A 25258-nucleotide genomic window follows, 5' to 3' on the forward strand; every position below is an offset into this window, starting at 1 on the left:
GTTCAGACCCCGAAACACAGCATGGCGACGAGGAGACCGGCGGACGTGCCGATCGCCGTGCATAGCAGCAGTTGATAGGGAAGCCGCTCCGACAGGCCGGAAACCACCATCAGCGCTCGCGCGACGCCCGCGACCGTTGCGCCGATCACCATGCAGGCCAGCCAGAGGGGAAAATAGGCGCCGAAGAACACCAGCGAAGGCGCGCCGCGGGCACAGCCACCGGCTGGCATCACCAGCAACGCGGCACCGCAGCGCAGTGCGATGCCGCCCGGCACAGCCAGCCGGGTCCCGATGGTGCTGGCACGCACGTTGCCGTCTCCGATATAGCGCATAGACGCCTTTCGCGTGGGAGCGCGACGGATCGGAAGTGAGCATGGGTGCGGCAGCGGGCCTCACACAGGCTAACGTCCTGGCCGCGTGCGGGCGGGTAGGAGACAGGATGGCTCCGGCTCGGAGAAGCTGGAGCGTACAGCGTCGACCGATGTTGCCCTTCGCGGTATCGGGCCGGATGTCGGCGGCCGGGCTGATCCGTATCGGCGGCCGCCGAAGCAGGCCGGGTGCGCGTTACCCCCCAACGATGTGGATCCGGCCTGCTCCTGGAGGGGAGAAGCACGGCGGCATCGCGGGGCGCTTGCGAGCAGTGGTCCGGCCGTCACGTCGTGCGGGATGCGGATGGCAGAGGAAGAACCATCGTTTGACACGGACGATACGCCATTGACGGCGGGGAACGCCGAGGAAGTGTCCTCACGCTGGATGCTATCGCGACAACAAAGCATTGCATGCGCCGCGCGCCGACAGTCGTATCGGGGACGCTGCCGCTAGTGTCGCGGGCATGTTCCAACGCGGTGAGAAAAGGTGGCACGCGGCGTTCGCTTGCTACCGGACTGCAGCGGGCTCTTCTTCCCGCTCTGCGCCTCGATTGTCCCAAATCGGTAAAGGCACCCGATATTGTCAATAGTTCTCGCAAGCTCTGTCGATTACTTGATCCGCATTGGTTCGAATCGGTCGGCCAGTATGGCTGCTGGTTTTTCACACTGCGACTCTGAAGAGGGGGCTTTCATGCGTCTATCGTCGATCCTGGCCGTTGCGGCCGTTCTCGCAGCGTCGCCGGCCGTTGCTGCGCCCGATCCGGCAGCCGGTCTCCAGGCCATGCGCGAACTCAATCTCGTTGTGTTCGACAAGCTGACCACCAACAGCCAGGAAGTCGAAGGCCGCACCTTCGCGGGTTCGCTGGAATCCAACAATTTCACCAACTTCGGCATCGGCAATCCGAACCAGGGCGCCGCCGCCTCGTCGTTCGACGTGCTGAGCGTGGTCGGCAACGCGACCGGTTCGTTCCGCCTCAAGGCCGGCTATCCGAACGGCGGGAACGGCATCGTCGGCACGACGGGCCGCATCGGCGGCAATGTCGGCGGCATGGATTTCAACACCAACGGTCAGGTGAACGGCTCGCTGATCGTCGGCGGCAACCTCACCCAGCAGTTCAACATCAACAACAACAGTGTCCAATATGGCGGCACGGCCGTCGGTGGCATCAACGGCGCCGTCAAGAACGCGAGCCTCGCCGCGGGCGGCGCGAACGACGTAGCGGCCGATCTCGGCGCCAAGCTGACCGATCTCAAGACCAACCTGACCAGCCTGTCGACCATGCTGGCGAACCTGCCGTCGCTGGCGACGATCACCTCGACCAACAGCGCGCTGAACTTCGCCGGTGCACAGAATGGCTATGCGGTCTTCACCATGACCGAGGCGGCGTTCACCAGCTCGAACTCGAACTTCGACAAGCTGTTCGTCGGAGCGCCGAGCGGCATCACGACGATCATCAACGTGCTCGGCACCAACCTGACCGAAAATGGCAACGTCAACGACAAGTCGCTCAACCAGTCGGTCATCTGGAACTTCAACGAAGCGCAGAGCCTGTCGCTGAAGGGCTTCCACGGCAGCATCCTGGCGCCCTTCGCCAATGTTACGAACAGCAGCGCGCTGGAAGGCAGCATCGTTGCCAAGAACTTCACGCTGAACGGCGAAATCCACCTCGGCACCTATGCCGGCGCCAACATCACGCCGCCGCCCTCGGGCGTGCCGGAGCCGGCGACCTGGGCGATGCTGCTCGCCGGCATCGGCGGCATGGGCGCCATCGCCCGTCGTCGCCGCGACCGGATGGCCGTCGCCGCCTGATCCGTCGCTGGGGGGCCGGCTCGTGTCGGCCCCCTTTTGCTTCACGACAGTTTCGGGAAGCACCCATGCGCCTGCACGCTGGTCGGCAGCGCCGGCAGGAAGCCGGCGAGCGGCGACGCAAAGGCATATTGAATCGTCACTTGGACGCTGCCGCTATTGCCGTCGCAGGTCGTGCTGGCGGTATAGGTCGTCTGGCTTCCATCGACCCGCAGCCCCCAGCGTAGCCCACGCGCCACCGCATAGCTTTGCACATCGGCGGTCGTCTTGCACGGCGAGGCAAGCGCAGCGCAACGCGCCGCGCTGAAGGCCGTCTCGGTCAGCACCTGCTTGACCCAGATCAGCCGGCCGATCTCGATGATGCCGAACAGCAGCATCAGGAACACCGGTGCGAGCAGCGCGAATTCGATCGCCGTGGCACCGCGCACCGCTTCCCGCAGCGACATTCGCTTCATTGCAGCCGCACCGTTACGGACTGGGTGATCTGCGTGCCGTTCAGCATTCCCCGTGGCAGCATCAGCGCGCGGTACTGGGTTGAGCCCGTAATCGTCAGGTAATAGCCCGCGGTCGAGCCGGTGGTGGTGCCGGCGCCGCAACTGCCGCCACAGGTCGCGCCGACATAGCTGCCGCTCGTCGACAGGCAGGCACAGCTGCGGCTGGTGTTGACGCAAGCGTTGGCGACGCCGTTGCAGGCGATGCTCACCTGCGGCGCGGTCGTGAGCCTGGCGGCATTCTGCACATAGGTCGGCAGGGTCTGGAACGGCACCGACGTGCGGTTGGCAAAGGCGGAGACCGACGCCGCCGAAACCGACGCCGCCAGTTGGCTGCGCTGGACGAAATAGCTCGCGACATCCAGCGCCAGCAGCGCAAAGACGAAGAAGAACAGGGTGAGCAAGGCGAACTCGATCGTCGCCGCGCCCTCTTCGCCGTTTCGGTTATCCACGAAGCGCCTCATCGTACCAGCCCGATCGTCGTGCTGGTGCCGCTGCTGCCGCTGCCGGTGATGCTCGTGCAGGCCGATCCGGCCGCCGCGCCGCCGGTCGCACTGATCGTCCGCGCGATCAGCATGAAGCATTGCCCGTTCGACAAGGTGGTGTTGCCGCCCGACATGGTGAGATCCGAATTGGGCAGGTGGACGGCGCCGACAAAGATGTTCTGCGAGCCCGCCGCCCAACTGGTCGCGCTGCCGGTCAGGCTGTCGATCAGCAGGTCGGCGAGGGCGCCGCCACTGACGCTGGTCGTGCTCGCGGTCAGATAGGTCTTGGCACCACCGGCGAGGTTGAGCGTGCCGGACAGGATGAACGAGACGTTGATGCCCGCCATGTCGTACCCGGAGACGCTCACGCCTTCGAGCGTCGACCCATAGGTCTGGTTGGTCACGCTCGATGTGTACGGCCAGGTGGTGCCCCCGGTGCCGTTGGTGAAGTTGCCCGCGATCGTGTAGCGGCTGGTGCCGAACAGCGCCGAGCCGGCGACGGTGAGGTTGCCCTTGATCAGATGGTTGGCGGTGCGGCCGAAGACGATGCGGCTGCCGCCCGCAGTGTTGATGTCGCCCCCCGCGCTGAAGGTTCCGTCCCCCATCAGCATCACCGCGCTGCCCGAGAGCGTGATCGCCTTGCCGTTCGAATCCGCACCGATCCGATAGGCGCCCGCACCCGCCGCGAGCGTGGAGCTGCCGTCGACGCTGATGCCCGAGCGAACGTCGAGATCGCCGGCGCCCATCTTCAGCCAGCTGCCCCCACCGATGCTGATCGCGCCGAAGCTGTGGTTGCCGGCGCCCAGCGTGAGCGTCGTCCCGCCACTGAGCGACACGGTGCCGTTGATCGTCACGGGCCCGGCGCCGAAGCTGTTGGTGCCGGCAAAGGTGATCGTGCCGCTGCCGATCGCCAGGCTGCCATCGCCCATCGTCACGCCGCTCGAGCCGCTGTTGAAGCCGCCATTGACCGAGAGATTGACGTTCCCGAACTTCACCGTCGAGCCGCCGCCGATCGACACGCCATTGGCGACGGTGATCGTCGATCCGCTCTGAAACGTGACGTTCAGCCCGCCGTCGATGGTCAGCCGGCCGATGGTGTAGTTGCCGGCCGGGATCACATAGTTGGCCGAGTTGGCGTTCCGGTAGCCGGCGACGTTGCTGGAGGGCGTCCAGCCGATCACCCAGTCCGCCGCGGCGGGCGTGGTGGGGTTGCCGATCGCGTTGGGGGCGGTACTGGTGCCGATGAGCTGGCGGGCGCTGGCGAGATCGGTGTTGTTGGCGAGCGGATCGGCGAGCGGCGTGGCGGCGTTGACGCGCTTGTCGCTGGTTGGAACGTTGGTGTTCCAGTCCGGATTGGTGAAGCTGCCGGCATAGCGCATCAGCGTCGCGGAAAGCGTGCCGTAATTGTTGCTGATGCTGCCGCTGCCCGAGACGATGTTCTTCGCCGAAATGCGCGTGCCGTTATTGGCAATGTCGGCAACCGCCGCGACCGAGCAGTCCGGCGTGTCGATGGTCGCGCCGCCGCTGGTGGAAATGCCGGTGCCGGTGGAGGCGAGCGCCAGAATGCAGGGCGGCGCGATCGGGCTCGCCGTGCTGAGCGCCGCATAGGAGGTGGCGCCGACATTGTAGCTGCCGCGATAGCCGAGCGCCGTCGCGATCGCGAACGGAACCGGGGTGGTGACGGTGACCTTAACGGCCTTGGCACCCGCGGTCGGCACATCGCTCACCACGCTCGCGGTCACCACGGCGTTGGTCATGCCATTCGCCACGGCAAGGTCGCGGGCGGTGGGCTGGAGGATCGCCTCGCTCGAATTGGCGCCCTGATAGGCGAGCGCCGCCGCCAGCGCGGCGACGTCTGCCGTGCGCTGGTTGCTGATCATCTGGCTATAGCCGCGCGCGAGATCGACCGAGATGGCGGCCACGCCGAGCACGCTCGTCAGCGACAGCGCGCCGATCACCGCCACCGCACCGCGCACGTCCCGGGCGAACCCACGGAACGCGTGCGCGAGGACGAGGGGCAGCGACAGGTTCATGTCGCCTCCCTACGGCAGCATGCCTCGCTTTTCCGTTAACGCGCTCCTAAGAAAGCTTGTTTGTTGCCGCAGAAGCTGAGGTCTTCCTGTCCATGTCCACACCCTCTCCGACGCTCGTGTACCTCTGCGGATTGCTCAGCGACGCGCGGGTCTGGGCGCCCGTAGCGGACGCGCTGCCCGGCCCGATCTTCGCCTTTCCGGGGTTCGATTCGCTGGAGACGATGGCGCGATCGGTGCTGGCGCAGACCACAGGGCCACTCGTGCTGGTCGGCCATTCGATGGGCGGCCGGGTCGCGCTCGAGGCGGTTCGGCAGGCGCCCGACCGGATCGCCGGACTGGTGCTCGCCAATACCGGCGTCCACCCACCGGCGGAAGGCGAGGCGGCCGGGCGGCAGCGGATGATCGACATCGCGACGGGGCAGGGCATGGCCGCGCTGGCCGAGGCATGGCTGCCGCCGATGATGGGCGCGGCACCCGCGCGGATCGCAGCGTTGATGCCGTCGCTGCGCGCGATGGTCGAAGGCCAGGCGCTGGAGGATTATCTCGGGCAGATCGCCGCACTGCTCGGCCGCGCCGATGCCGGCCCCGTGCTGGCGGGCTATGGCGGCCCGGTCCTGTTGCTGTCCGCCGATGAGGATCGCTGGTCGCCGCCGGCGCAGCACGCGGCGATGCACGCGCTCGCCCCCCATGCCACGATTCGCATCCTGCCGGGCGCCGGGCACATGCTGCCGGTCGAGGCACCCGATGCGGTCACGGCGGTGCTGCGCGCGTGGCTGGCGGAAAGCGGTCTCGCCGCCGCATAGACCCAGCGCTTTTGGCATCGGGCCGCCTGCGTGTGCAGGTTGTGGGTAGTCATTCGCGTTCACCGCCTTATGGTAGCGCTACCTGTTCGCGCCGACACCGGTGCGAACGGTCGCCAAAAGCCAATGCCGCAAAAGCGGATGCGAGGGGATGCGATGAAGATTTCGACGATGGTCGTGGCGGCGATGCTGGCCAGTGCGGCGGCGCCGGCACTCGCCCAGGCGCCCGCGCGGTTCAGCGACTTCCGCTATGTCGGGCATGCGATGGAGTCGGCCAGGCCGGGACCGGGCGAGTATCGCAACCCGATCCTGTCGGGCTATTATCCCGATCCTTCGGTCACCCGCGTCGGCAACGACTATTATCTCGTGCTGTCGTCCTTCGCCCATTATCCTGGGCTCCCGATCTTCCACTCGAAGGACCTGGTGCACTGGACGCAGATCGCCAACGCGATCGATCGGCCGAGCCAGCTCGATTTCACCGGCATGCGCACCTCGCAGGCGGTGTTCGCACCGGACATTTCCTATCACGCCGGCACCTATTACATCGTCAACACCTGCGTCGGCTGCCGCGGCAACTTCGTGATCACCGCCAAGGATCCACGCGGCCCCTGGTCCGATCCGATCTGGCTGCCATTCGAGGGCATCGATCCCTCGATCACTTGGGAAGGCGACAGGGCCTATATCGTCAACAACCGCGCGCCGGACGAGCCGCCGCGCTATGACGGCCACCGCGCGATCTGGATCCAGGAATATGACTGGCGCGCCGGCAAGATGGTCGGCCCCAGCACCCAGCTGATCAACGGCGGCGTCGACATCGCCAGGAAGCCGGTGTGGATCGAGGGACCGCATATCTTCAGGAAGGACGGCTGGTACTATCTCACCGCCGCCGAGGGCGGGACGAGCGTCAACCACTCGCAGGTGGTGTTCCGATCGAAGGAGCTGCGCGGGCCCTATCTGCCCTTCGCCGGCAATCCGATCCTGACCCAGCGCGACCTCGACCCCAAGCGGCCCGACCCCGTCACCTCCACCGGCCATGCGACGCTGGTGCAGACCCAGAAGGGCGACTGGTGGGCGACCTTCCTCGGCGTGCGCCCCTATGCCGACGACTTCTACAACACCGGCCGCGAGACCTTCCTGCTGCCGGTGACCTGGGCGGACGGCTGGCCGATGATCCTGCCGCACGGCACGCCGGTGCCGCTGGTCGGCAAGGCGCCCAACCTTCCCACGCAGGCCGCGCCGGCGCTGCCGACCAGCGGCGACTTCCGCTATGTCGACAATTTCGCCGGCAATCGCCTGTCGATGCAGTGGGTCGGCATCCGCACACCCAAGACGCCCTTCTACAAGGTCGAGCGTGGCGCGCTGGTGATCACCAGGGGTGCCCCGCTGGGGGACCTGCAGCAGGTGCCGGGCTTTGTCGGCCGCCGCCAGCAGCACGCCAACGCCGATATCAGCGTGACGGTGCGCTATACGCCCGTGAAGGACGGCGATCGCGCCGGCCTCGCGGCGGTGCAGAGCGACCAGAACCATCTGTTCTTCGGGCTCACCCGCAGGGCCGGCACCCGAACGCTGGCGCTCTACACCACCATCAAGGGCGCGGAGCAGCTGGTCGCCTCGACCCCGTTGCCGGGAACGGCGCCGGTGACGCTGACCCTGGTCCTCCGCGGCGGCAAGATTCGGTTCGACTATCGCGCCGGCAGCGGCCTCAAGACGCTGAAATACGACGTCGACGGCCGCTTCCTCAGCACCCATGAAGCCGGCGGGTTCGTCGGCACGATCATCGGCCCGATGGCGGTGACGCGGTGATGCGGCGCGCACTGCTCGCCGCCGCCCTGCTGCTGCCCGCCACCGCCGCCGCGCAGGTCTGGCGCTCGGACCAGGGCGACGGCAGCTATCGCAACCCGCCGCTCAATGCCGACTATCCCGATCCCGACATCATCCGCGTCGGCAGCGACTTCTATTTCGCCAGCACCACCTTCGCCAATGTGCCGGGGCTGACGCTGCTCCACTCGCGCGACCTGGTGAACTGGGACATCCTGAGCCACGTCATTCCCCGGCTCGACGGTCTCGCCGCCTTCGATCTGCAGGATGGCGGCGCCTATCGCGGCGGAGTCTATGCGCCGAGCCTTCGCTACCATGCCGGCATGTTCTATCTGGCGGTAACGCCGATCCGGCAGAACACCCGCATCTACCGCGCCACCAGCCCGCGCGGGCCGTGGACCTATGTCGCGCTCGACCGCGCCGCCTTCGATCCCGCGCTGTTCTTCGACGATGACGGGCAGGTCTATCTGCTGACCTCGATCGGCACCGACGGCACGATCACGCTCCACACGCTCGACAAGACCCTGTCGCGGATCACCGCCAGCCGGGTGATCTACTACAACAAGGGTGCCGAGGGATCGAAGCTGCTCAAGCGCAACGGCTGGTATTATCTATTCAATTCGATCCCCAACAAGCTCGCGCTGACCGTCTCGCGGGCGCGCACGCTCGACGGACCATGGGAGACCCGGCCGCAGATCGACGACACCACCGGCGGTCACCAGGGCGCGCTGGTCGACCTTGCCGATGGCCGCGACGTCGGATTCGTGATGCGCGATTCCGGCCCGATCGGCCGCGTCACCAATATCAGCCCGGTCTTCTGGCGCGACGGCTGGCCGGTCTGGGGCACCCCCGCTGCGCCCGGCCGGGTGCCCGAGCGGGCGCGCAAGCCGATCCAGGGCCGTCGCTTCCTCGAACCGCCCGCGTCGGACGACTTCGCGGCCGCCACGCTCGGCCGCCAGTGGCAGTGGAACCACAATCCGCTCGATCGCTATTGGTCGCTTACCGCCCGGCGCGGCTGGCTGCGGCTGCGCGCGGCGCCCGCCGACCAGCTCTGGTGGGCGCGCAACACGCTGGTGCAGAAGGGGCAGGCGCCCCGCGCGCGCGGGGAAGTCGTGGTCGATCCCGCCGGCATTCGGCCGGGCGATGTCTGCGGCTTCGGCACCTTCGGCAAGTTCAGCGCCGAGATCGCGGTGGTCGGCCAGCCGGACGGCAGCCGGGCCCTGTCGATGCGGGTCACCGAATCCACCGCCGGCGGGCCGAAGATCGAGGTGCGCGTGGCGACGGTCCCGACCCGGGCGCCGCGCCTGTGGCTGCGCACCGACATGGACTTCACCGCCGCGACCGCGCTGCTCTCGTACAGCGAGGATGGCCGGCGCTTCACCCCGCTCGGCGGCACGGTGCCGCTGGTCTATGACTGGCGGAGCGGCACTTTCCAGGGCGTACAGTTCGCATTGTCCTGCTTCAACCCGGGCACGAACGGCGGCGCACTGGATATCGATCGCTTCACGCTGTCCCGCTTCTAGAACGGGCACGCCATCGACTGGAGAGGATCGCCATGGACTGGACCCGTCGCGAAACCATGACCGCGCTCGCCGCGGGCCCGATGGCGCTGTCGCTGGAGGCAGCAGCAACCGAGGCCCCGGCGGCGGCGCCGCTACTCTGGTACCGGCAGCCCGCGACCAAATGGACCGAGGCGCTGCCGGTCGGCAACGGCCGGCTCGGCGCGATGGTGTTCGGCGGCACCGATGTCGAGCGGCTCCAGCTCAACGAGGGGACGCTGTGGGCAGGCGGGCCCTATGATCCGGTCAATCCGAAGGCCCGGGAGGCGCTTGCGAAGGTCCGCGCCCTGGTGTTCGACGGCAAGATTGCCGAGGCCGAGGCGCTGACCAACGACGCGCTGCTCGGACGCCCCAAGACGCAGATGCCGTACCAGGCGCTCGGCAATCTCCTGCTGCGGTCCCCGGGCCTGGGCGACGCGCAGGGCTATCGCCGCGAGCTCGATCTGGATGCGGCAGTCGCAACGACGCGCTTCACCGCGAACGGCGTCGAGCATGTGCGCCGGGTGGTCGCCTCGGTGCCCGATCAGCTGATCGCGGTGCGGATCGAGGCATCGGGCAAGGGCAAGCTCGAGCTCGATCTCGCGCTGGACAGCCCGCATGCGGGTGCCACCCTGGCAGCGGCAAGCCCGGACCAGCTGCTGCTGACCGGCCATAACGGCGCGTCCGCAGGGGTCGACGGCGCCCTGCGTTTCGCCGCACGACTGCTCGTGCAGCCCGAGGGCGGCCGGGTTGCGGCGAGCGATCACGGTATCGCCGTCCGCGGCGCCGATTCAGTGACGCTGTTGCTGGCCATGGCGACCAGCTTCCGCCGCTTCGACGATGTCTCGGGCAACCCCGAAGCGCTGACGGCCGCGACGCTGGCGGCGGCGCGGCGCAAGTCGTTCCAGCGGATCGCGGCCGATGCCAGCGCGGCGCATCGCCGGCTGTTCCGGCGGGTCACCCTCGATCTCGGCACGACGGAAGCGGCGGCAGAGCCGACCGACCTGCGCGTCCGGCAATCGCAGACCCGCGCCGATCCGGCGCTCGCCGCGCTCTATTTCGCCTATGCTCGCTACCTGCTGATCGCCTGCTCGCAGCCGGGCGGCCAGCCGGCGACGCTGCAGGGGCTGTGGAACGACAGCCTCGCCCCGCCCTGGGGCTCGAAATACACGGTGAACATCAATACCGAGATGAACTATTGGCCCGCCCACAGCACCAACCTCACCGAATGCGCCGCGCCGCTGGTGACGCTGGTGCGTGAACTGGCGATCACCGGCGCGCGCACCGCGCGGGAGATGTACGGCGCGCGCGGCTGGGTGTGCCACCACAACACCGATGGCTGGCGCGCCACCGCGCCGATCGACGGCGCCGCCTGGGGCATGTGGCCGACCGGCGGAGCCTGGCTCTGCACGCATCTGTGGGAGCAGTATGACTATACGCGCGACCGAGCGTTCCTCGCCTCGGTCTACCCGCTGATGGCCGGATCGGCGCGGTTCTTCCTCGATACGCTGGTGCAGGATCCGCGCACCGGCCATCTGGTGACCAACCCCTCAATCAGCCCGGAGAACCAGCATGGCCATGGTGGCGCGCTGTGCGCCGGGCCGACGATGGACATGGCGATCCTGCGCGACCTGTTCGCCCAGACCGCAAAGGCGGCGACGATCCTCGGGATCGATTCCGGCATGGTCGCGGAGCTGCGCGCCGCCGCCGCCCGACTGGCGCCCTATCGCATCGGCCGCCAGGGCCAGCTGCAGGAATGGCAGGAGGACTGGGACGCCGATGCCCCCGAACAGCAGCATCGCCACGTCTCGCACCTCTATGGCCTCTATCCCTCGCACCAGATCAGCGTCGCGGGCACGCCCGATCTCGCTGCAGCGGCGCGGCGCTCGCTCGAGACTCGCGGCGATCGCGCGACCGGCTGGGCGACGGCCTGGCGGATCAACCTCTGGGCGCGGCTGCGCGACGGGGACCGCGCGCATGCCATCCTCAACTTCCTGCTGGGGCCGGAGCGCACCTATCCCAATCTGTTCGACGCGCACCCGCCGTTCCAGATCGACGGCAATTTCGGCGGCGCGGCGGGGATTGTCGAGATGCTGCTCTACAGCGCGGGCGACACGATCGAGCTGCTCCCGGCGTTGCCGACAGCCTGGCCGACGGGCAGCGCCACCGGCCTGCGCGCCCGCGGCGCCTGCACGGTCGATCTCCACTGGCGCGACGGACGCCTGGCCCGTGCCGTGCTGCTGCCCGAGCGGAGCGGCACACGCGAGGTGCGATGCGGTGGAGAGCGGCGCACCGTCCGGCTGGTCGCCGGCCGCCGCCTCGTGCTGGAGGGGCCGAAGCTCGGCTAGCTGCGGAACAGCGCCAGCGGGCCGCGGCCGGCGCTGCTCCAGGTCGACCAGTTGGGGAAGACATAGGGCAGGTCGGCATCGGCGACGCCGTGCCAGCGCGCGATCGCGCCGAGATATTCCTCCTGCGCCACGCCCGGCACGAACCGGCCTTCCTTGGTGATGTCGTCGGCACCGCCGAGCACGGGGTCGGGATAGCGGCCGAGCACCGCACCCGGCGCGACGTCGCCGCCCATCACCAGATGGTTGCTGCCCCAGGCATGGTCGGTGCCCGCCTGGCCATTGCCGAGATAGGTGCGTCCGAAATCGCTCATCGTGAAGCTGGTGACGTTGGCGGCGAGGCCCAGCGAGCCCATCGCCTTGTGGAACCCCGCCATCGCCATGGCGAGGTCGCCGAGCAGGCCGGCGTGCAGCCCGGCGGCGGTGTTGCCGGCCTGGACCTGGCTGGAATGGGTGTCGAACCCGCCCTGGCTGACCAGGAAGTTCTGCCGCGCATGGCCGAGGGTGCCGCGTGCCGCGATCATCCGCGCGACGACCATCAGCTGCTTGGCGAGATCGCTGGTCAGCGCCGCGCCGGTCGTCGGGTTGGTGAAGAAGGCGTCGGTCGCGGCGGTGCCGGCGAGAATGGTGTTGGCGGTGGCGGCCTGATCATAGTTGGTGGTCATCGCCTGGGCGACGCCGTCCAGCACCGCGCTGCCATCGGCGCTGGTGGCGAGCGCGGTGATCGCGGCGTTCTTGGCGCTGCTGCCCGCGCTATAGCCGCTGCGGCCGGGCAGACCGCCGGTCGGCAGGATCAGCGGCGCCGTCTGGCGCCCGAGCACCGCCACCGTCGAGCCGGCGAGCGACATCACCGGCGGCAGCGTGCCGCCTGGCATCTTGTCGGCGATGCGGCCGAGAAAGCCGTCGCGGCTCGCTTCACGGGCGCGCAGGCCCTGCCAATGATCCTGCTCGTCCGAATGGCTCATCAGATTGGCAGGGCGCAGATCGGCGCGGGTCTGGTAGGTCGCCTTGGTGAGCGGGGCGAACAGCGTGCCGGTGTTGAGCACCAGCCCGAGCGACCCCTCGTCCCAGACCGGCCGCAGCGCGGCCATCGCCGGGTGCAGCGCATAGGCGCTGTTGGTCAGCGGCGTGAGCGCGGTGCGCGCGATGCCGACGCTGCCGCGCGCGGTCAGATAGGCGCTGTGCCGGGCATCGGTGGGGATCACCATGTTCCAGCCGTCATTCCCGCCGAACAGGAAGATCCCGACCATGGCACGGTAGCTGCCGGTGGGGGCGGCGATGGCGGCGGTGCGGCCGAACTGGCCCAGCGCGGCGAGCGCGCCGGTGCCGGCGGTGAGGCGAACGAAATCGCGACGGGAAAGCGTCATGGGCAAATTCCTCAGCGATCGACCAGGAACATCGGGCTGGTGGCCGCGACATAGAGCATCATCTGCGCCCGCTTGCGGGCCTGCAGCTTGGGATCGGCGTTGGTGATCGCCACACCCGCGGCCTTGAGCGCATCGCGCTGCGCCTTGGTCAGCGCCTTGGCGAACAGCAGCAGGTTGATGCGATCGACCATGCCGTCGACATCGTCGCCAAAGGCTTCCCAATCCGCCCAAGCCGGCGCCGAGCCCGAGGTGCCGGGCAGGGTGGCCACGGCGGCATATTCGGTGCGGGTGGCGTCGCCGCTCACCGTCCAGTCATAGGCGAGGTTGTGGAAGCGCAGCTGGTTGTTGCTGGTCAGCAGCTTCGACGCCGGGCTGCGCAGCGTCGCGCTCCCCGGCATCGGATAGTCATCGGGATAGAAGTTGAACACCGAGGGCGCGCGCATCACCGGTTGCCCCAGCGTCGCGTCGCGGCTCTGGAAGACATAGCCGTCGGTGGTGAAGCCGATCGCACGCGCCAGGCTGGTCATCGCCAGCACCGGCTCCTTGAGCTTGCCGCTGTTGTTGACCCGCGCGCCGCGCGCCTCGGCATCGGTGAGGATCGCACGGACGACCGCCTTGAGGTCGCCGCGCACGCCGCTGCCATTGTTGGCGAACACCGCGGCGACCCGGCCGATATAGGCAGGCGAGGGGTTGGGCGTCACGAGATGGGTGATCAGGTGCCGCGCGACGAAGGGCGGGGTGGAGGCATGGTTGAACGCGGCATCGATCACCGCCGCCACGCTCGCCTGTTGCGACGCTCCGGCGGCGACGCTGGTGCCGAGGAAGCGCTTCTCGGCGGCGTCGTAGCGGCTGGGGACCGCGATCATCGGCTGCGCATAGGCGATCGCCTGCCCGTCGGTGATCGCCGCATTGTCGACCCGGGCATAGGTCCAGCCGGTGAGGGCGCGGGCGACCTCGCGGATATCGTCGGCGGTGTAGTTGGGCACCGGGCCGCCGCTTGCGTCGCGCTGGAGGGTGCCGTCCATCGCCAGCTGGTCCGGCCCCATGGTGAACAGCTGGAGGAACTCGCGGGCATAATTCTCCGACGGGGTGCCCTTGCGGCTGTCCGCCATGTCGAGATAGTCGCCCATATAGCCGTTCATCGTCACCGCGAGCAGCAGCTCGCGGTAATTGCCGAAGGCGTAGGTGAGGAACAGCTGGTTGAACCCGGCGATGCCCGCCGTCGAGCGCACCGCCGCCTCCGAGGCGACGATCATCTGGGAAAGCGCGAAGGCGACGCGCTGCCGCAGCTGGTCCGGCGCCGACATCGCATCGGCATAGAAGCGCATCGCCACCGGCGTGCGCGAGAAGCGCATCGTCGCACAGGCATTGTCGCCCGTGGCGCAGAAGTTCGTCCGCACATCGGTGGCGAGATCGGCATAGGTGCTGCCGGTCGCCGCAAACTGCTCGTCGAGCCAGCCGTTCACGCCGAGCGTGCGGATGCGATCGACCAGCGTCGCGGTCGGGCCGAAGCTGGCCTGCTGGGCGAGCCGTACGCTGTCGTCGAGCGCGGCGACGGCGGCCGGGCTGGGGGTCGGGGTCGGCGGTGCCGAGACCAGACCGCCACCGGCCGATCCGCCGCTGCCGCCACCATCGCAGGCCGCAAGGGCCGCCAGCGCCATCGCGGCAGCCGCCGCCATGGCCCGTTTCGTTACGCTAGACACACCCCCGGCTCCTTCGATCGCGCCTGGAAACGCGATTATTATTAAGGAGATAAGGTTAAGTTGCGGCTCGCGATTATGGTTAATGCGAGGTTACCGCCGGCAGGCAGACACCAGTGCCGCAGCCGCGGCGCCGTCCAGCAACGCGGCCTGTGCGGCGCAAATCTGGCCCTCCTGGTCAATTGCGAGGCTGAACGGCAGGCCGGCGCTCCGGCGCTCGACCTCCGTAACCAGCCGACGCTGCGTTGCGCGATCGACGACCAGGCGTTGCGCCACCGGCACCGCATCGAGCATCGCGCGCGTTCCCTTGCCGTCATCGAACGGCACGACGAGGACCCGGAACGGCCGGGCGGCGCGGCTGATCTCGGCGAGCCGGGCAAGCTCGCCCTGGCACGGCGCGCACCAGGCGGCGACGAACAGCAGGATGCTGTCGGGCGGGTAGCGCGGCGGTTCGGCCGCGCCCGCCAGACTGCCCAGCAAGAGCAGCGCAAGCAACGGGCGCGTCCAAAACCTGTGAAGGATCGCACGCAGGTGCCTCGACATCGTGCCCATATCGTGATTTGAGTTCGTCTCCTGGGGGAGGAGTAGCATAATGCAAGCGGTGATTCTCGCGCTATTGCTGGGCACTAGTCCGCAGGCGACGCCGCAAGTCGCGGGCGCCGCGCCCACGCTGCAGCAGCTGTTCGATCGCGCGACCAAGGCGGCGGCCGACGGGGCGTGCGGCGAGGCGGTGCAGGCCTTCGAGGAGATCGAGAAGAACGCCAAGGCGATGGCGAGCGCCACTGTCCGCGCCGCGGTGGACGTGCGCAAGGGCTATTGCCTCGCACAGCTCGAGCGCGCGGAAGAAGGCGAGGCGGCGATCCGGCGCGGACTGCCGGTGCTGTCCGCCAAGGCCGGCTTTGCCGAGGAGGTGCAGCAGGCGCATCTCGCGCTTGGCAGGATCGCCATGCTGCGGTTCGATTATCCCGCCGCCGCCGCCGAGTATCGGCTGGCGCTGGAAGGCACGACCGGCATCAATCGGGTCCAGCCGCTGATGGCGCTGTCGCAAGTGACGATGTTCGATCAGGACGGCGAGGGGGTGCGCTACGCCGCCGAGGCGCGCAGCATCGCCGCCGCCGATCCCCAGCTCGACCGCAAGGCACAGGCGGCGGTGCAGACCCAATATGCCCGCGCGCTGCTCAACGCCGGCAAGGCGGAGCAGGCCTATGCCGAACTCAAGGACAGCCTGCGCAAGCAGGGCGGCCTGACGCTCAAGGTCGGCGTTTCGGATCTGGCGACGCGGTCGGACCTCGCCATCGCCGCCTATCTCAACCATGATCGCGATTCCGCGCGCAAGTATCTCGCCTATACCGGTGCTGGCCGCTTCCTCGATTCGCCGTTCGCCCGCGCCCGCGACATGGAACTGCCGCCCTGCGGCGAGGCCACCGGGTTGAAACCCGAGGACATGGCAGTCATCCAGTTCTCGCTCGCCGAGGACGGCCACGTCCAGGGCGTGCTGCCGATCTACACCCCGGCGGGCCGCCCTGCCGCCGTTGCCTTTGCCCGCGCCGTCGCCGGCTGGTCGTGGAAGCCGGAAGACGCGCGTGCGATCCCGGCGATGTTCCGCTGGACCACCCGCATGGAGCTGCGCTGCACTACCGGCAGCGAGCGTCCGGGGCTGAACCAGCCGTTGCGCACCGCCTTCGCCGACTGGCTGGAGACGCAGGGCGTCGCCGCTACCGGATGGCACGACATGCCCGACGCCAAGGCGGCCCCGCTCGAGCGCGCGGCGCTGGCGGCGGCACGGGCCAAGCAGGATCGCGCCGGCATGCTCGCCGCGGCGGTGGCGCTCGGCGAAAACAGCATCGTCGGCGAGGCCGACCGCAAGGCGTTGCTCGCGGAAGCGGTGACGCTCAGCGAAGCGCTGCACGCGCCGGCAAGCGCGCGTGCCTATGTCGCGATCGAGCATGCCGAGCGCGGCGAGCATGGCACCGCGGCGGCGCTGCGGGCATTGCTGGCGCGCCCCGACTTCCAGGCGGATCCGCTCGCGGCCGCAACGTTGCGGCTGCGCCTCTCGATGCCGGGCTTCCGCCGGCACAGCCCTGCCGATGCCGATGCGCTGCTCGCCGACGTAGTGGCAGCGCCGGGCCTGCCGGAGCGTCACCCGCTCAAGGTTGCGGCGCTGCTCCAGCGCGCCAACATTGCCGCGTCGAAGGGCGATCTCGCGGCCGCCCAACAGGCCTTTGCGCAAACCGGACTGACCACGCGCCAATGCGCATTGCTGGGCCTGAAGCCGGCGGTGCGCGGGGTCGGCAATCTCGCCAACGCCTTCCCCAAGGAAGCGCAGCAGATGGGGTTTGAAGGCTGGGTGCGTACCGAGTTCGACGTCGCCACCGATGGCCGGACGATCGCCCCTAGGGTGGTGAGCGCCTATCCGGCCTTCGTGTTCGACGACGCCGCCACCGGCGTCGCCAAGTCGTTTCGCTACACCAGCAGCTATCGTCCGGAAGACGGGGTCGCCTGCACCGCCGAGGATGCGCCGATCAGCTTCCGGATCGGCATTTGATCGCGCGGGCTGACCGGCGCGGTCACACCGCGCCGGTACCGCCGTTCGCGCCGAACACGCTGCCGTCGGTGTAGCTGAACTCGCTCGAGGCCAGCGCGACATAGAGCGGGGCCAGTTCGGCCGGCTGGCCGGCGCGCCCGAGCGGTGTGTCCTGGCCGAACTCGCCCATCTTGCCCGGCAGCTGGCCGCCCGCGACCTGGAGCGGCGTCCAGATCGGCCCCGGCGCCACCGCGTTGACCCGTATGCCCTGCTTGGCGAGCTGCTTGGCCAGCGCCTTGGTGAAGATCGCGATGCCGCCCTTGGTGGTGGCGTAGTCGAGCAGTTCCTTCTCCGGCGCGAACGAGTTCACCGAGGCAGTGTTGATGATCGCCGCACCCGGCTTCATCAGCGGGATCGCCGTCTTGGTGATCCAGAACATCGCATAGAGGTTGGTCTTCAGCGTCCGGTCGAACTGCTCGAAGCTGATCTCGGCAATCGAGTTCTTCGACTGCTGATAGGCGGCGTTGTTGACCAGAATGTCGATCCCGCCGAGCTGGCGGTTGGCGCGGCCGACGAGATCGACGCAGAAGCCCTGGTCGGTCAGGTCGCCGGGCAGCAGCACCACCTTGCGCCCTTCGGCGCGCAGCAGCTTGGCGACGTCCTGCGCGTCCGGCTCCTCGCTCGGGAAATAGTTGATCGCGACATCGGCCCCCTCGCGGGCAAAGGCGATCACCGCGGCGCGGCCGATACCGGAATCGCCGCCGGTCACCAGCGCCTTGCGGCCGGCGAGCTTGCCCGAGCCGCGATAGCTGCGCTCGCCGCAATCGGGCACCGGGGTCATCTCGCGCTGGAGCGCCGGCCATTTCTGGCGCTGCTCGGGGAACGGCTTGTCGGTAAATTTGGTCTGCGGGTCGGGCGCCGGGCTGCCGCTCGCGGCTTGCGCCAGCGCCGGTCCGGCGGCAGTAGCAGCGCCGGCGGCAGCGGCACCCTTCAGAAGATCGCGGCGGCTCGGTTGATCGGTCATGACGCTGCTCCCTGTTGCGCGGGTTCAGCGCGCGGCGGCCGCAAAGGTTCAGCGTTGACGGCAAGAAAGCGAAAGGCTTCAATAGGATATGACCATCTCTGTCCCCCCGCTGACGCGCCGTGCGCTGGTCGGCGCCGCCGTCGCAGTCGGCACCTGCCCGACGACGCTGCTCGCCCGTACCGGCGAGCGCCTGATCGCCGGCACCTATGCGAACGAAAAGGGCCCCGGCCTGGTGCCGCTCACCCGCGGCCCCGCGGGCTGGCAGGCGGGGGCGGCGCATGCGGAGATCCGCAACGCCTCGTTCGGCGTCCGATCGGCGACAACGGGTGTGCGGTACTTACTCGACGAGCAGACCCAGGGCAGCGTCGGCATCTATTCGGCGGGGCTCGCCAAGCTGGGCGCCGCCTCGACGCTGGGTGCCGACCCATGCCATGCGGCGCTCTCCGCCGACGGCCGACGGCTGGCGATCGCCAATTATTCGAGCGGCAGCGTCGCGCTGTTCGATCTCGACCGCACCGGCCGCCTGGTCGGCGAGGCACGCCGCATCCAGCACGAGGGCAGCGGCCCCAACCGCGAGCGCCAGGCGGGGCCGCACGCGCATTGGGTCGGCTTCGCGGGGAACGGCGACCGGCTGCATTCGGTCGACCTGGGTGCCGACGCGGTGTTCCTCCATCGGCTGGGCACCGCCGGCACGGTCGATACCAGCATCGCTTACCGTACCGAGCCGGGCGCCGGCCCGCGCCATCTCGCCCGCCATCCCAGGCTGCCGATCGCCTATCTCGTCACCGAGCTTGCCAACACGGTGACGGTGCTCCGTGCGCTTCCCGACGGGCGCTTCACCGCGGTCGCCACGCTGTCGACGCTGCCCAAGGGCTTCACCGGCACTTCCGCCGCCGCGCATATCGCGGTCAATGCAGCCGGCACGCGGCTCTACCTCTCCAACCGCGGGCATGACAGCATCGCGGTGTTCGCGATTCAGCCCGACGGTGGGCTCACGCCGCTCCAGCACGCCGGCTGCGGCGGCCATTGGCCGCGGCTGTTCCTGCTCCGCGAGGGCGACCGCGAGATGCTCGTCGCCAACGAGCGCTCCGGCAACATCGCCCGGCTGGCGATCGGCGCCGATGGTCGTCTCGGCACCGCCGCCAAGGGCGTGGCGCTACCGGGCGTGGTGTTTCTCTCCGCCTGAGGTCGGCCCCGCCAGCCGCACCGCGGCACTGCCCTCGGCCCAGACCGGCAGATACAGCCCCTGCCCCGAGGCCTGGAGCGTGCCCGTCCGGGTCCGCTCCATCGTCGCGTCGATGCGCAGCACGCCCTCGCGGCGGCTGGCGATCGCGCGGCTGACCTTGCCGAGCAGCTCGGCATAGTCGCGCTCGAAATTCTGGGTCAGCGCCGCGGCGATGAAGCTGCTCATCCCGGGCGCGTTCATCAGCTGGAGGATCAGGTCGCCGCCGGTCATGTCGGTGGTGCCGCTGACCCCCAGATTCTGGAAGTCGACGCGGCGGGAATTGGGCAGGTTAACCGGCGTCGCGGTCAGCCACACCGTGCCCCGCGTCCGCCCGATCCGCCCGGCCGCATCTTCGGCCGAGAAGAGCAGGCCGACCGCCATCTGCCCGCCCTTGGTGCCATAGATCGTCGCGCGCTCGAAATTCGCCCGCACCGCACCGACCCCGGGCACCTGGAACGGCCGCGCCTGGCGCTTGACCAGCGCCTTCATCAGCACCGGCTCCAGCTCGCGATAGTCGGCAATCACCGGCAGGAACAGCGAGACCTTGCCGATCGATCCTTGCAACGGCTGCATCGGCGGGAGCGGCGTCGGCGCCGGATCGGCGGGGCGCGGGCCTACGAACGTCTCGGTGGTCGCTTCCATGCCGAGCCGCAGTTCGAGCCGCTTGCCGGCGATCGCATAGCCGCCATAGCGCAGCTGCTTCGGCGTCACCCGCATCCACACCGGCGGGTTCTCGCGGTTGAGCGACAGCGTCGTGAACGCCGAGCGCCAGGCCGCATCGATCTTCGCGCGGACGCCCAGCTTCTGCAGTTCGCCCGGCAGCTCGCGCTCCAGACTGGCGATGACCGGCGCGAGCTTCTCGTCCGCCTTGTCGGTAAACTCGATGCGCTGGCCGAGGATGTCGACATGCGGGGCATCGGCCCAGGCATAGTCGATCGCGATCCTGCCGCGCGGGTTCCAGTCGGGCCCGAGCGCGAGGTGGATCACCGCGTGCGCCATCGCGTCCGCGGTCGCGGTCTCGCGCTTGAGGACGCCGCCGATATCCTCGGCGCGCACCACGGCATGGAGCGGCATGGCCAGCCGGATGGTCTGGCCGCTGCCGCCGATCGTCATCCGGCCGCGGGTCACCTCGCCGACGATGCGGCACGTGATCGTCGGCGTCTTCAGCTTGGCGATGCCGAGGTCCAGCTTCTTCGACGGCACGCAGGGCTGGTCCGGGGCATCGATGCCCCAGAGGCGGTGGGGTACCGCGCGCTCCAGCGTCGCGGCGAGATCGTCGAGATTGGCTTCGAGCGGCAGCGTGAGGGTGGAGAGTTCGGGCGTGACCTGGATGCGATCCTTGGCGCGCGGCGGCGCACCGCCGCCGCGATCGCCCGAACAGGCGGTCAGCGCCAACGCCAGCATGCCCGCCGACCAGAACCGTCCGCGCATCGCCTTCCCCTTGTTGCCTTTCCGGAACAAGGGACCAGAACCGCCCGGGAGGCGGATGCGTTCCGAACGGCGCAGAAGTCGCACGCGCGCCTCAGCCGGGCAGGCGCAGCATGTCCATCGTGCGGATCCAGTGGGGCAGCAGGACCTCGCCGGCGGGCGCCGCCGTCTGCGCGGGCAGGGCAAGCGGGGCGGTGCCGCCGCGCGCCTCGCTGGGCGTCATCCCGAACGCCGCCTTGAACGCGCGCGAGAAGGTCGACCAGTCGGCAAAGCCCCAGCCATAGGCGATCTCGGCGATCGACTTGCCGCGCTGCCCCGGATCCGCCAGGTCGCTCAGTACCCGCTCCAGCCGCTGCCGGCGGATGAAGTCGCCGACGCTGCCGAGCGGCGCGAAGGCGCGGTACAGCGACGCACGCGACATGCCCATCGCCCGCGCGACCATGTCCGGGCCCAACTCGGGATGGGCGAGGTTGGCGCGGATGAAGCGCTTGATCCGGAACAGCGCCGCCACCGCGACGGGCGCCCTTGGACCCCGCTCCTCGGCGACCGGCGCGAGCAGGCCGCCGAGCATCAGCCCGGTGGCACGCGCTACCGCCAGCGCCTCCTCCTGGCTCGCCTGCGGCAGCTGGTCGACGAGCATCCGGGCATGCTGGCCCAGCAGCTGCGCGGCGAGCGAGTCGCGCGGCAGCACCACCCCGTGCAGCCGGTCGAGATGCGGCTCGCCAAGCCCCAGCGCACCGTGGTGGACGATCATGCTGATATTCTCGCAGCCATCGGTGCGGGTGCCGAACGGCCGGGTCATGTCGGCGATGCAGATGTCGCCGGGGCGGGTCGCGATCGCTTCGCCGTCATGCAGGCGCGTATCGCCGCCGCGGGTGATGATCTGCACCAGCACCGCCTCGACGCCGCTCTGCGCGACCTTCTGGGCGCTGCGCTCATAGCGGAACTCGGCGCCCCACATGCGGGATCGGCCGATCAGCACGGCCCCGGCGTTGAACGCCTCCAGTCCGACGCTGAAGTCGGCCGCCACCGCGTCGCGCCGAACGTCGAAGATCGGATCGATCGATTCCGCATACCGGTCGAAGCGCAGCGCGGGCGGCGTGTTCGACACGTCGAACCGCGCTACCGGCGCGCCCGCACCAATCGATCCGGATGATTCTGGCTGCGAAACGCTCACGATGTTCCAGCAAGCGCAAAATTGTGCCGAGCGCAAGGCGGCTGCGGGGTCGAGGCTGGCAGCGCGACGAGCACCGCCAAGCGCGTTGACGCTGCGTAGTGATCGATTAAGACAGCGACATAATCTTTCCCAGGAGTCCCCATGCGCCGTACGCTGCTTGCTACCACCGTCTTCGGTTCGCCGATCCTGCTCGGGGCTGCGCTGTACGGCCTGACCGCGGTCTCCGCGCAGACGACGACGCCGGCCCCAGCGTCTGCGGACAAGCCGGCCTATGGCAGCTATGGCTTCGACACCGGCGGCATGGATCGCTCGGTGCGCCCGGGCGACGACTTCTACGCCTATGCCAATGGCAGCTGGGCCAAGAACACGCCGATCCCTGCCGACCAGTCCAATTACGGCGCGTTCAACCTGCTTGACGACCTGTCGAAGGAGCGGACGCACGCGATCCTGGAAGCCGAGAAGGCCAAGGCCGGCTCGAAGATCGGCACCGCCTATGCCACCTATCTCGACACCGCGACGATCGATGCCAAGGGCCTCGCGCCGATCAAGCCGTGGCTGGACCAGATCAAGGGCGTGACCAGCAAGGACGCGCTGCCCGCGCTTTATGCCCAGGCCGCGCGCAACGGCGTACAGGTCCCGTTCGGCGCCTATGTGGGCCAGGACGACAAGGAGCCGGAGATCTATGCGCTGAGCATGGCGCAGAGCGGCCTCGGTCTCCCCGACCGCGACTATTATCTTTCCACCGATGCGAAGCTTGCCGAGACCAAGGCGGCCTATCTCAAGCACCTGACCAACCTGCTCACGCTGCTCGGCGAGCCCGATGCCGCCGCCCGCGCGGCGGCGATCGTTACCTTCGAGACCGAGATCGCCAAGGTCAGCTGGACGCGCGCGGACAGCCGCGACGCCAACAAGACCTATAACAAGCTCAGCGTCGCCCAGCTCGCGCAGCAGGCGCCGGGCTTTGATTTCGCGGCCTTCTTCAAGGGAATGGGGGCGCCGGTGAACAGCGTGATCGTCGCCCAGCCGAGCGCGGTGGCGGGCATCGCCAAGCTGGTTGCCACGACCCCCATCGCGGTGCTGCGCGACCAGCTGATCGTCCGCTCGCTGAGCAGCTATTCGGACGTCCTGCCCAGCGCGATCGACAAGGAAGTCTTCGCCTTCGAAGGCACCACGCTGTCGGGCACCCCCGAGCAGCAGGTCCGCTGGAAGCGGGCGGTGGGCTTCACCACCGGCGCGCTCTCGGACGACGTCAGCAAGATCTATGTCGCCAAGTTCTTCCCGCCCGAAACCAAGGCGGCGGCCGACCGGCTGGTGAAGAACGTGATCGCCGCGATGGACGCGCGGATCGACCAGCTCGACTGGATGGCGCCCGAAACCAAGGTGAAGGCGCACGAGAAGCTCGCCGCCTTCACCCCGAAGATCGGCTATCCCGATCGCTGGCGCGACTATTCGGCGCTGAAGATCGTCGCCGGCGACGCATTCGGCAACGCCCAGCGCGCCAACGAATGGGCGTTTCAGGACAATGTCGGCCATCTCGGCAAGCCGCTGCAGCGCTGGGAATGGGGCATGACCCCGATGACGATCAACGCCTATGCCAATTTCGGCATGGTCGAGATCGTCTTCCCGGCGGCGATCCTGCAGCCGCCCTTCTTCGATCCCAAGGCCGATCCGGCGATCAACTATGGCGGCATCGGCGCGGTGATCGGCCACGAGCTGAGCCACCATTTCGACGACCAGGGCGCCAAGTACAACAAGGAAGGCCGCCTGACCGACTGGTGGACGCCCGCCGACGTCGCCGCGTTCAAGCAGCGCACCGACGCGCTCGCCGCACAATACGACGCCTACACGCCGCTGCCGGGCATGCACGTCAACGGCCGGCTGACGCTGGGCGAGAACACCGCCGATCTGGCCGGCCTCTCGGTCGCGCACGATGCCTATATCAAGTCGCTCGGCGGCAAGCCGGCACCGGTGATCGACGGCACCACGGGTGACCAGCGCTTCTATCTCGGCTGGGCACAGGTGTGGCGGCGCAACTATCGCGAGGCGAACCTGCGCCAGCGCCTGCTCACCGATCCGCACGCACCGTCCGAGCAGCGCACCTGGGTCGTCCGCAACATGGATCCCTGGTACGGCGCGTTCAAGCCGGCCCCGGGCGACAAGCTGTACCTCACCCCCGAGAAGCGCGTCCGCATCTGGTGATGCACTGCGCCTCGCCGGGCCGGTCCCGGCGAGGCGTCGAGCCTAGACGGTGCAGATCCGCACCGCTTCCGCCAGCGCAGTCAGCGGATCGCCCTGCGGCACGAACTCGTGCGCGACATAGCCCGTGAAGTTCAGGTCGGCGATGCTGCGGGCCACCGCGCGCCAGTTGACCTCCTGCGTCGCGTCCAAATTGTGCCGCCCGGGCACGCCGCCGGTGTGGAAATGACCGATCCAGGGCAGGCTCTCGCGGATCGTGGCGATCAGGTCGCCTTCCATGATCTGCATGTGGTAGATGTCGTAGAGCAGCTTGACGCGCGGCGAATTGACCGCGCGCGCGACGCGAACGCCCCAGGCGGTGTGGTCCGCCATATAGTCGGGATGGTCGCGCTTGCTGTTGAGCAGCTCGACGCAGATCGTCACGCCGTGGTCCTCGGCGATCGGCTTGAGGCGGTTGAGCCCGGCAATGGTGTTTTCGGCACCCTCCGCGTCCGACATGCCGCGGCGGTTGCCCGAAAAGGCGATGACGTTGGGCACGCCGGCCTTTGCGGCCTGGGGGATGCCGGTCCGGAAGGCCTGCTCGATCGCCGCGTGATTCTCGCGGCGATTGAGTCCGTTGGGGATCGTCATGACGTCCGCGGCATAGCCCATGGTGCAGCGCAGGCCGTAGCGGCGCGGCGTTTCATAATCGGCGGGCTGCAGCAGATCGATTCCCTGCAGCCCGATTTTCGCGGCGGCGGCGCACAGGGCATCGAGCGGCATGTCCTGATAGCACCAGCGGCTCACCGACTGCTTCAGCCGGCCGGCGGCGGCGAGGGCAGGGGCCGCCGCCATCCCGGCAGTTGCCCATGCCGCAAGCGACGAAGCGATGGCATGGCGCCGCGTGATCATGCTGTCTCTCCTGCATGGCACGCGCCGGGGCGACGTGCGGC

19 protein-coding genes are annotated in these 25258 nt (G+C 68.9%); 8 read left to right on the top strand and 11 right to left on the bottom strand.

The window, feature by feature from the left end; all coding sequences use genetic code 11:
- Nucleotides 1–2: 2 nt before the first annotated feature.
- Complete coding sequence (locus tag SAZ01S_RS01125; RefSeq protein ID WP_218017990.1) at nucleotides 3–332, bottom strand: hypothetical protein; 330 nt, start codon at nucleotides 330–332, stop codon at nucleotides 3–5.
- Nucleotides 333–1059: 727 nt separating this feature from the next.
- On the opposite strand from SAZ01S_RS01125, the gene SAZ01S_RS01130 reads away from it, so the two are divergent.
- Nucleotides 1060–2178 carry a collagen-binding domain-containing protein gene (locus SAZ01S_RS01130; RefSeq protein WP_084579181.1) on the top strand — a complete coding sequence of 373 codons (1119 nt, stop codon included), beginning with the start codon at nucleotides 1060–1062 and terminating at the stop codon, nucleotides 2176–2178.
- Nucleotides 2179–2219: 41 nt separating this feature from the next.
- On the opposite strand, the gene SAZ01S_RS01135 is transcribed toward SAZ01S_RS01130, so the two are convergent.
- Genes SAZ01S_RS01135 through SAZ01S_RS01145 form a run of 3 tightly spaced genes read right to left on the bottom strand, consistent with a single transcriptional unit; the run spans nucleotide 2220 to nucleotide 5184 of the window.
- On the bottom strand, nucleotides 2220–2630 hold the full coding sequence (locus SAZ01S_RS01135; protein WP_084579183.1) for a TadE/TadG family type IV pilus assembly protein: 411 nt from the start codon (nucleotides 2628–2630) through the stop codon (nucleotides 2220–2222).
- A complete protein-coding gene (locus SAZ01S_RS01140; protein WP_084579185.1) occupies nucleotides 2627–3130 on the bottom strand; it encodes a TadE/TadG family type IV pilus assembly protein in 504 nt (167 codons plus the stop codon). The genes SAZ01S_RS01135 and SAZ01S_RS01140 overlap by 4 nt, the downstream gene beginning before the upstream one ends.
- Nucleotides 3127–5184: a hypothetical protein gene (locus tag SAZ01S_RS01145; protein WP_245824473.1), complete on the bottom strand. Its 2058-nt coding sequence runs from the start codon at nucleotides 5182–5184 to the stop codon at nucleotides 3127–3129. The genes SAZ01S_RS01140 and SAZ01S_RS01145 overlap by 4 nt, the downstream gene beginning before the upstream one ends.
- Nucleotides 5185–5276: 92 nt before the next feature.
- Here SAZ01S_RS01145 and SAZ01S_RS01150 point away from each other — a divergent pair, with 92 nt between their 5' ends.
- From SAZ01S_RS01150 to SAZ01S_RS01165, 4 genes are all read left to right on the top strand, one after another.
- Nucleotides 5277–5987, top strand: coding sequence for an alpha/beta fold hydrolase (locus SAZ01S_RS01150; protein WP_084579187.1), 711 nt, complete (start codon nucleotides 5277–5279; stop codon nucleotides 5985–5987).
- A gap of 153 nt (nucleotides 5988–6140) precedes the next feature.
- Entirely contained in the window at nucleotides 6141–7787 is a 1647-nt protein-coding gene (locus tag SAZ01S_RS01155; protein WP_084579189.1) for a glycoside hydrolase family 43 protein, read from the top strand.
- Entirely contained in the window at nucleotides 7787–9325 is a 1539-nt protein-coding gene (locus SAZ01S_RS01160; RefSeq protein WP_174596065.1) for a glycoside hydrolase family 43 protein, read from the top strand. The genes SAZ01S_RS01155 and SAZ01S_RS01160 overlap by 1 nt, the downstream gene beginning before the upstream one ends.
- Before the next feature lie 32 nt (nucleotides 9326–9357).
- The gene (locus SAZ01S_RS01165) at nucleotides 9358–11688 is read left to right on the top strand and encodes a glycoside hydrolase family 95 protein (RefSeq protein ID WP_084579193.1); all 2331 of its coding nucleotides are present in this window, start codon (nucleotides 9358–9360) and stop codon (nucleotides 11686–11688) included.
- Here SAZ01S_RS01165 and SAZ01S_RS01170 read toward each other — a convergent pair.
- From SAZ01S_RS01170 to SAZ01S_RS01180, 3 genes are all read right to left on the bottom strand, one after another.
- The gene (locus SAZ01S_RS01170) at nucleotides 11685–13052 is read right to left on the bottom strand and encodes a DUF1501 domain-containing protein (protein WP_084579195.1); all 1368 of its coding nucleotides are present in this window, start codon (nucleotides 13050–13052) and stop codon (nucleotides 11685–11687) included. The genes SAZ01S_RS01165 and SAZ01S_RS01170 overlap by 4 nt on opposite strands.
- Nucleotides 13053–13063: 11 nt before the next feature.
- Nucleotides 13064–14731 (bottom strand): DUF1800 domain-containing protein, encoded by a 1668-nt coding sequence (locus SAZ01S_RS01175; RefSeq protein WP_084579197.1) that lies wholly within the window; start codon nucleotides 14729–14731, stop codon nucleotides 13064–13066.
- Nucleotides 14732–14845: 114 nt separating this feature from the next.
- On the bottom strand, nucleotides 14846–15247 hold the full coding sequence (locus SAZ01S_RS01180) for a TlpA family protein disulfide reductase (RefSeq protein ID WP_084579199.1): 402 nt from the start codon (nucleotides 15245–15247) through the stop codon (nucleotides 14846–14848).
- A gap of 97 nt (nucleotides 15248–15344) precedes the next feature.
- On the opposite strand from SAZ01S_RS01180, the gene SAZ01S_RS01185 reads away from it, so the two are divergent.
- The gene (locus SAZ01S_RS01185; protein WP_084579201.1) at nucleotides 15345–17297 is read left to right on the top strand and encodes an energy transducer TonB; all 1953 of its coding nucleotides are present in this window, start codon (nucleotides 15345–15347) and stop codon (nucleotides 17295–17297) included.
- 22 nt (nucleotides 17298–17319) lie between these two features.
- Here the strand turns inward: SAZ01S_RS01185 and SAZ01S_RS01190 are convergent, their stop codons facing one another.
- Nucleotides 17320–18300: an SDR family oxidoreductase gene (locus SAZ01S_RS01190; protein WP_084579203.1), complete on the bottom strand. Its 981-nt coding sequence runs from the start codon at nucleotides 18298–18300 to the stop codon at nucleotides 17320–17322.
- A gap of 88 nt (nucleotides 18301–18388) precedes the next feature.
- Here SAZ01S_RS01190 and SAZ01S_RS01195 point away from each other — a divergent pair, with 88 nt between their 5' ends.
- Complete coding sequence (locus SAZ01S_RS01195) at nucleotides 18389–19486, top strand: lactonase family protein (protein WP_084579205.1); 1098 nt, start codon at nucleotides 18389–18391, stop codon at nucleotides 19484–19486.
- Here the strand turns inward: SAZ01S_RS01195 and SAZ01S_RS01200 are convergent.
- Nucleotides 19457–20956: a DUF4403 family protein gene (locus SAZ01S_RS01200; protein WP_084579315.1), complete on the bottom strand. Its 1500-nt coding sequence runs from the start codon at nucleotides 20954–20956 to the stop codon at nucleotides 19457–19459. The genes SAZ01S_RS01195 and SAZ01S_RS01200 overlap by 30 nt on opposite strands.
- 91 nt (nucleotides 20957–21047) lie before the next feature.
- Nucleotides 21048–22130: a helix-turn-helix domain-containing protein gene (locus tag SAZ01S_RS23470; protein ID WP_167693024.1), complete on the bottom strand. Its 1083-nt coding sequence runs from the start codon at nucleotides 22128–22130 to the stop codon at nucleotides 21048–21050.
- A gap of 141 nt (nucleotides 22131–22271) precedes the next feature.
- On the opposite strand from SAZ01S_RS23470, the gene SAZ01S_RS01210 reads away from it, so the two are divergent.
- Complete coding sequence (locus SAZ01S_RS01210; protein WP_084579207.1) at nucleotides 22272–24329, top strand: M13 family metallopeptidase; 2058 nt, start codon at nucleotides 22272–22274, stop codon at nucleotides 24327–24329.
- A gap of 42 nt (nucleotides 24330–24371) precedes the next feature.
- Here the strand turns inward: SAZ01S_RS01210 and SAZ01S_RS01215 are convergent, their stop codons facing one another.
- The gene (locus SAZ01S_RS01215; RefSeq protein ID WP_084579209.1) at nucleotides 24372–25217 is read right to left on the bottom strand and encodes a hydroxypyruvate isomerase family protein; all 846 of its coding nucleotides are present in this window, start codon (nucleotides 25215–25217) and stop codon (nucleotides 24372–24374) included.
- Between the last annotated feature and the right edge of the window lie 41 nt (nucleotides 25218–25258).

Origin of the sequence: Sphingomonas azotifigens NBRC 15497, assembly GCF_002091475.1 — a bacterium.
Classification (GTDB): Bacteria; Pseudomonadota; Alphaproteobacteria; order Sphingomonadales; family Sphingomonadaceae; genus Sphingomonas; species Sphingomonas azotifigens.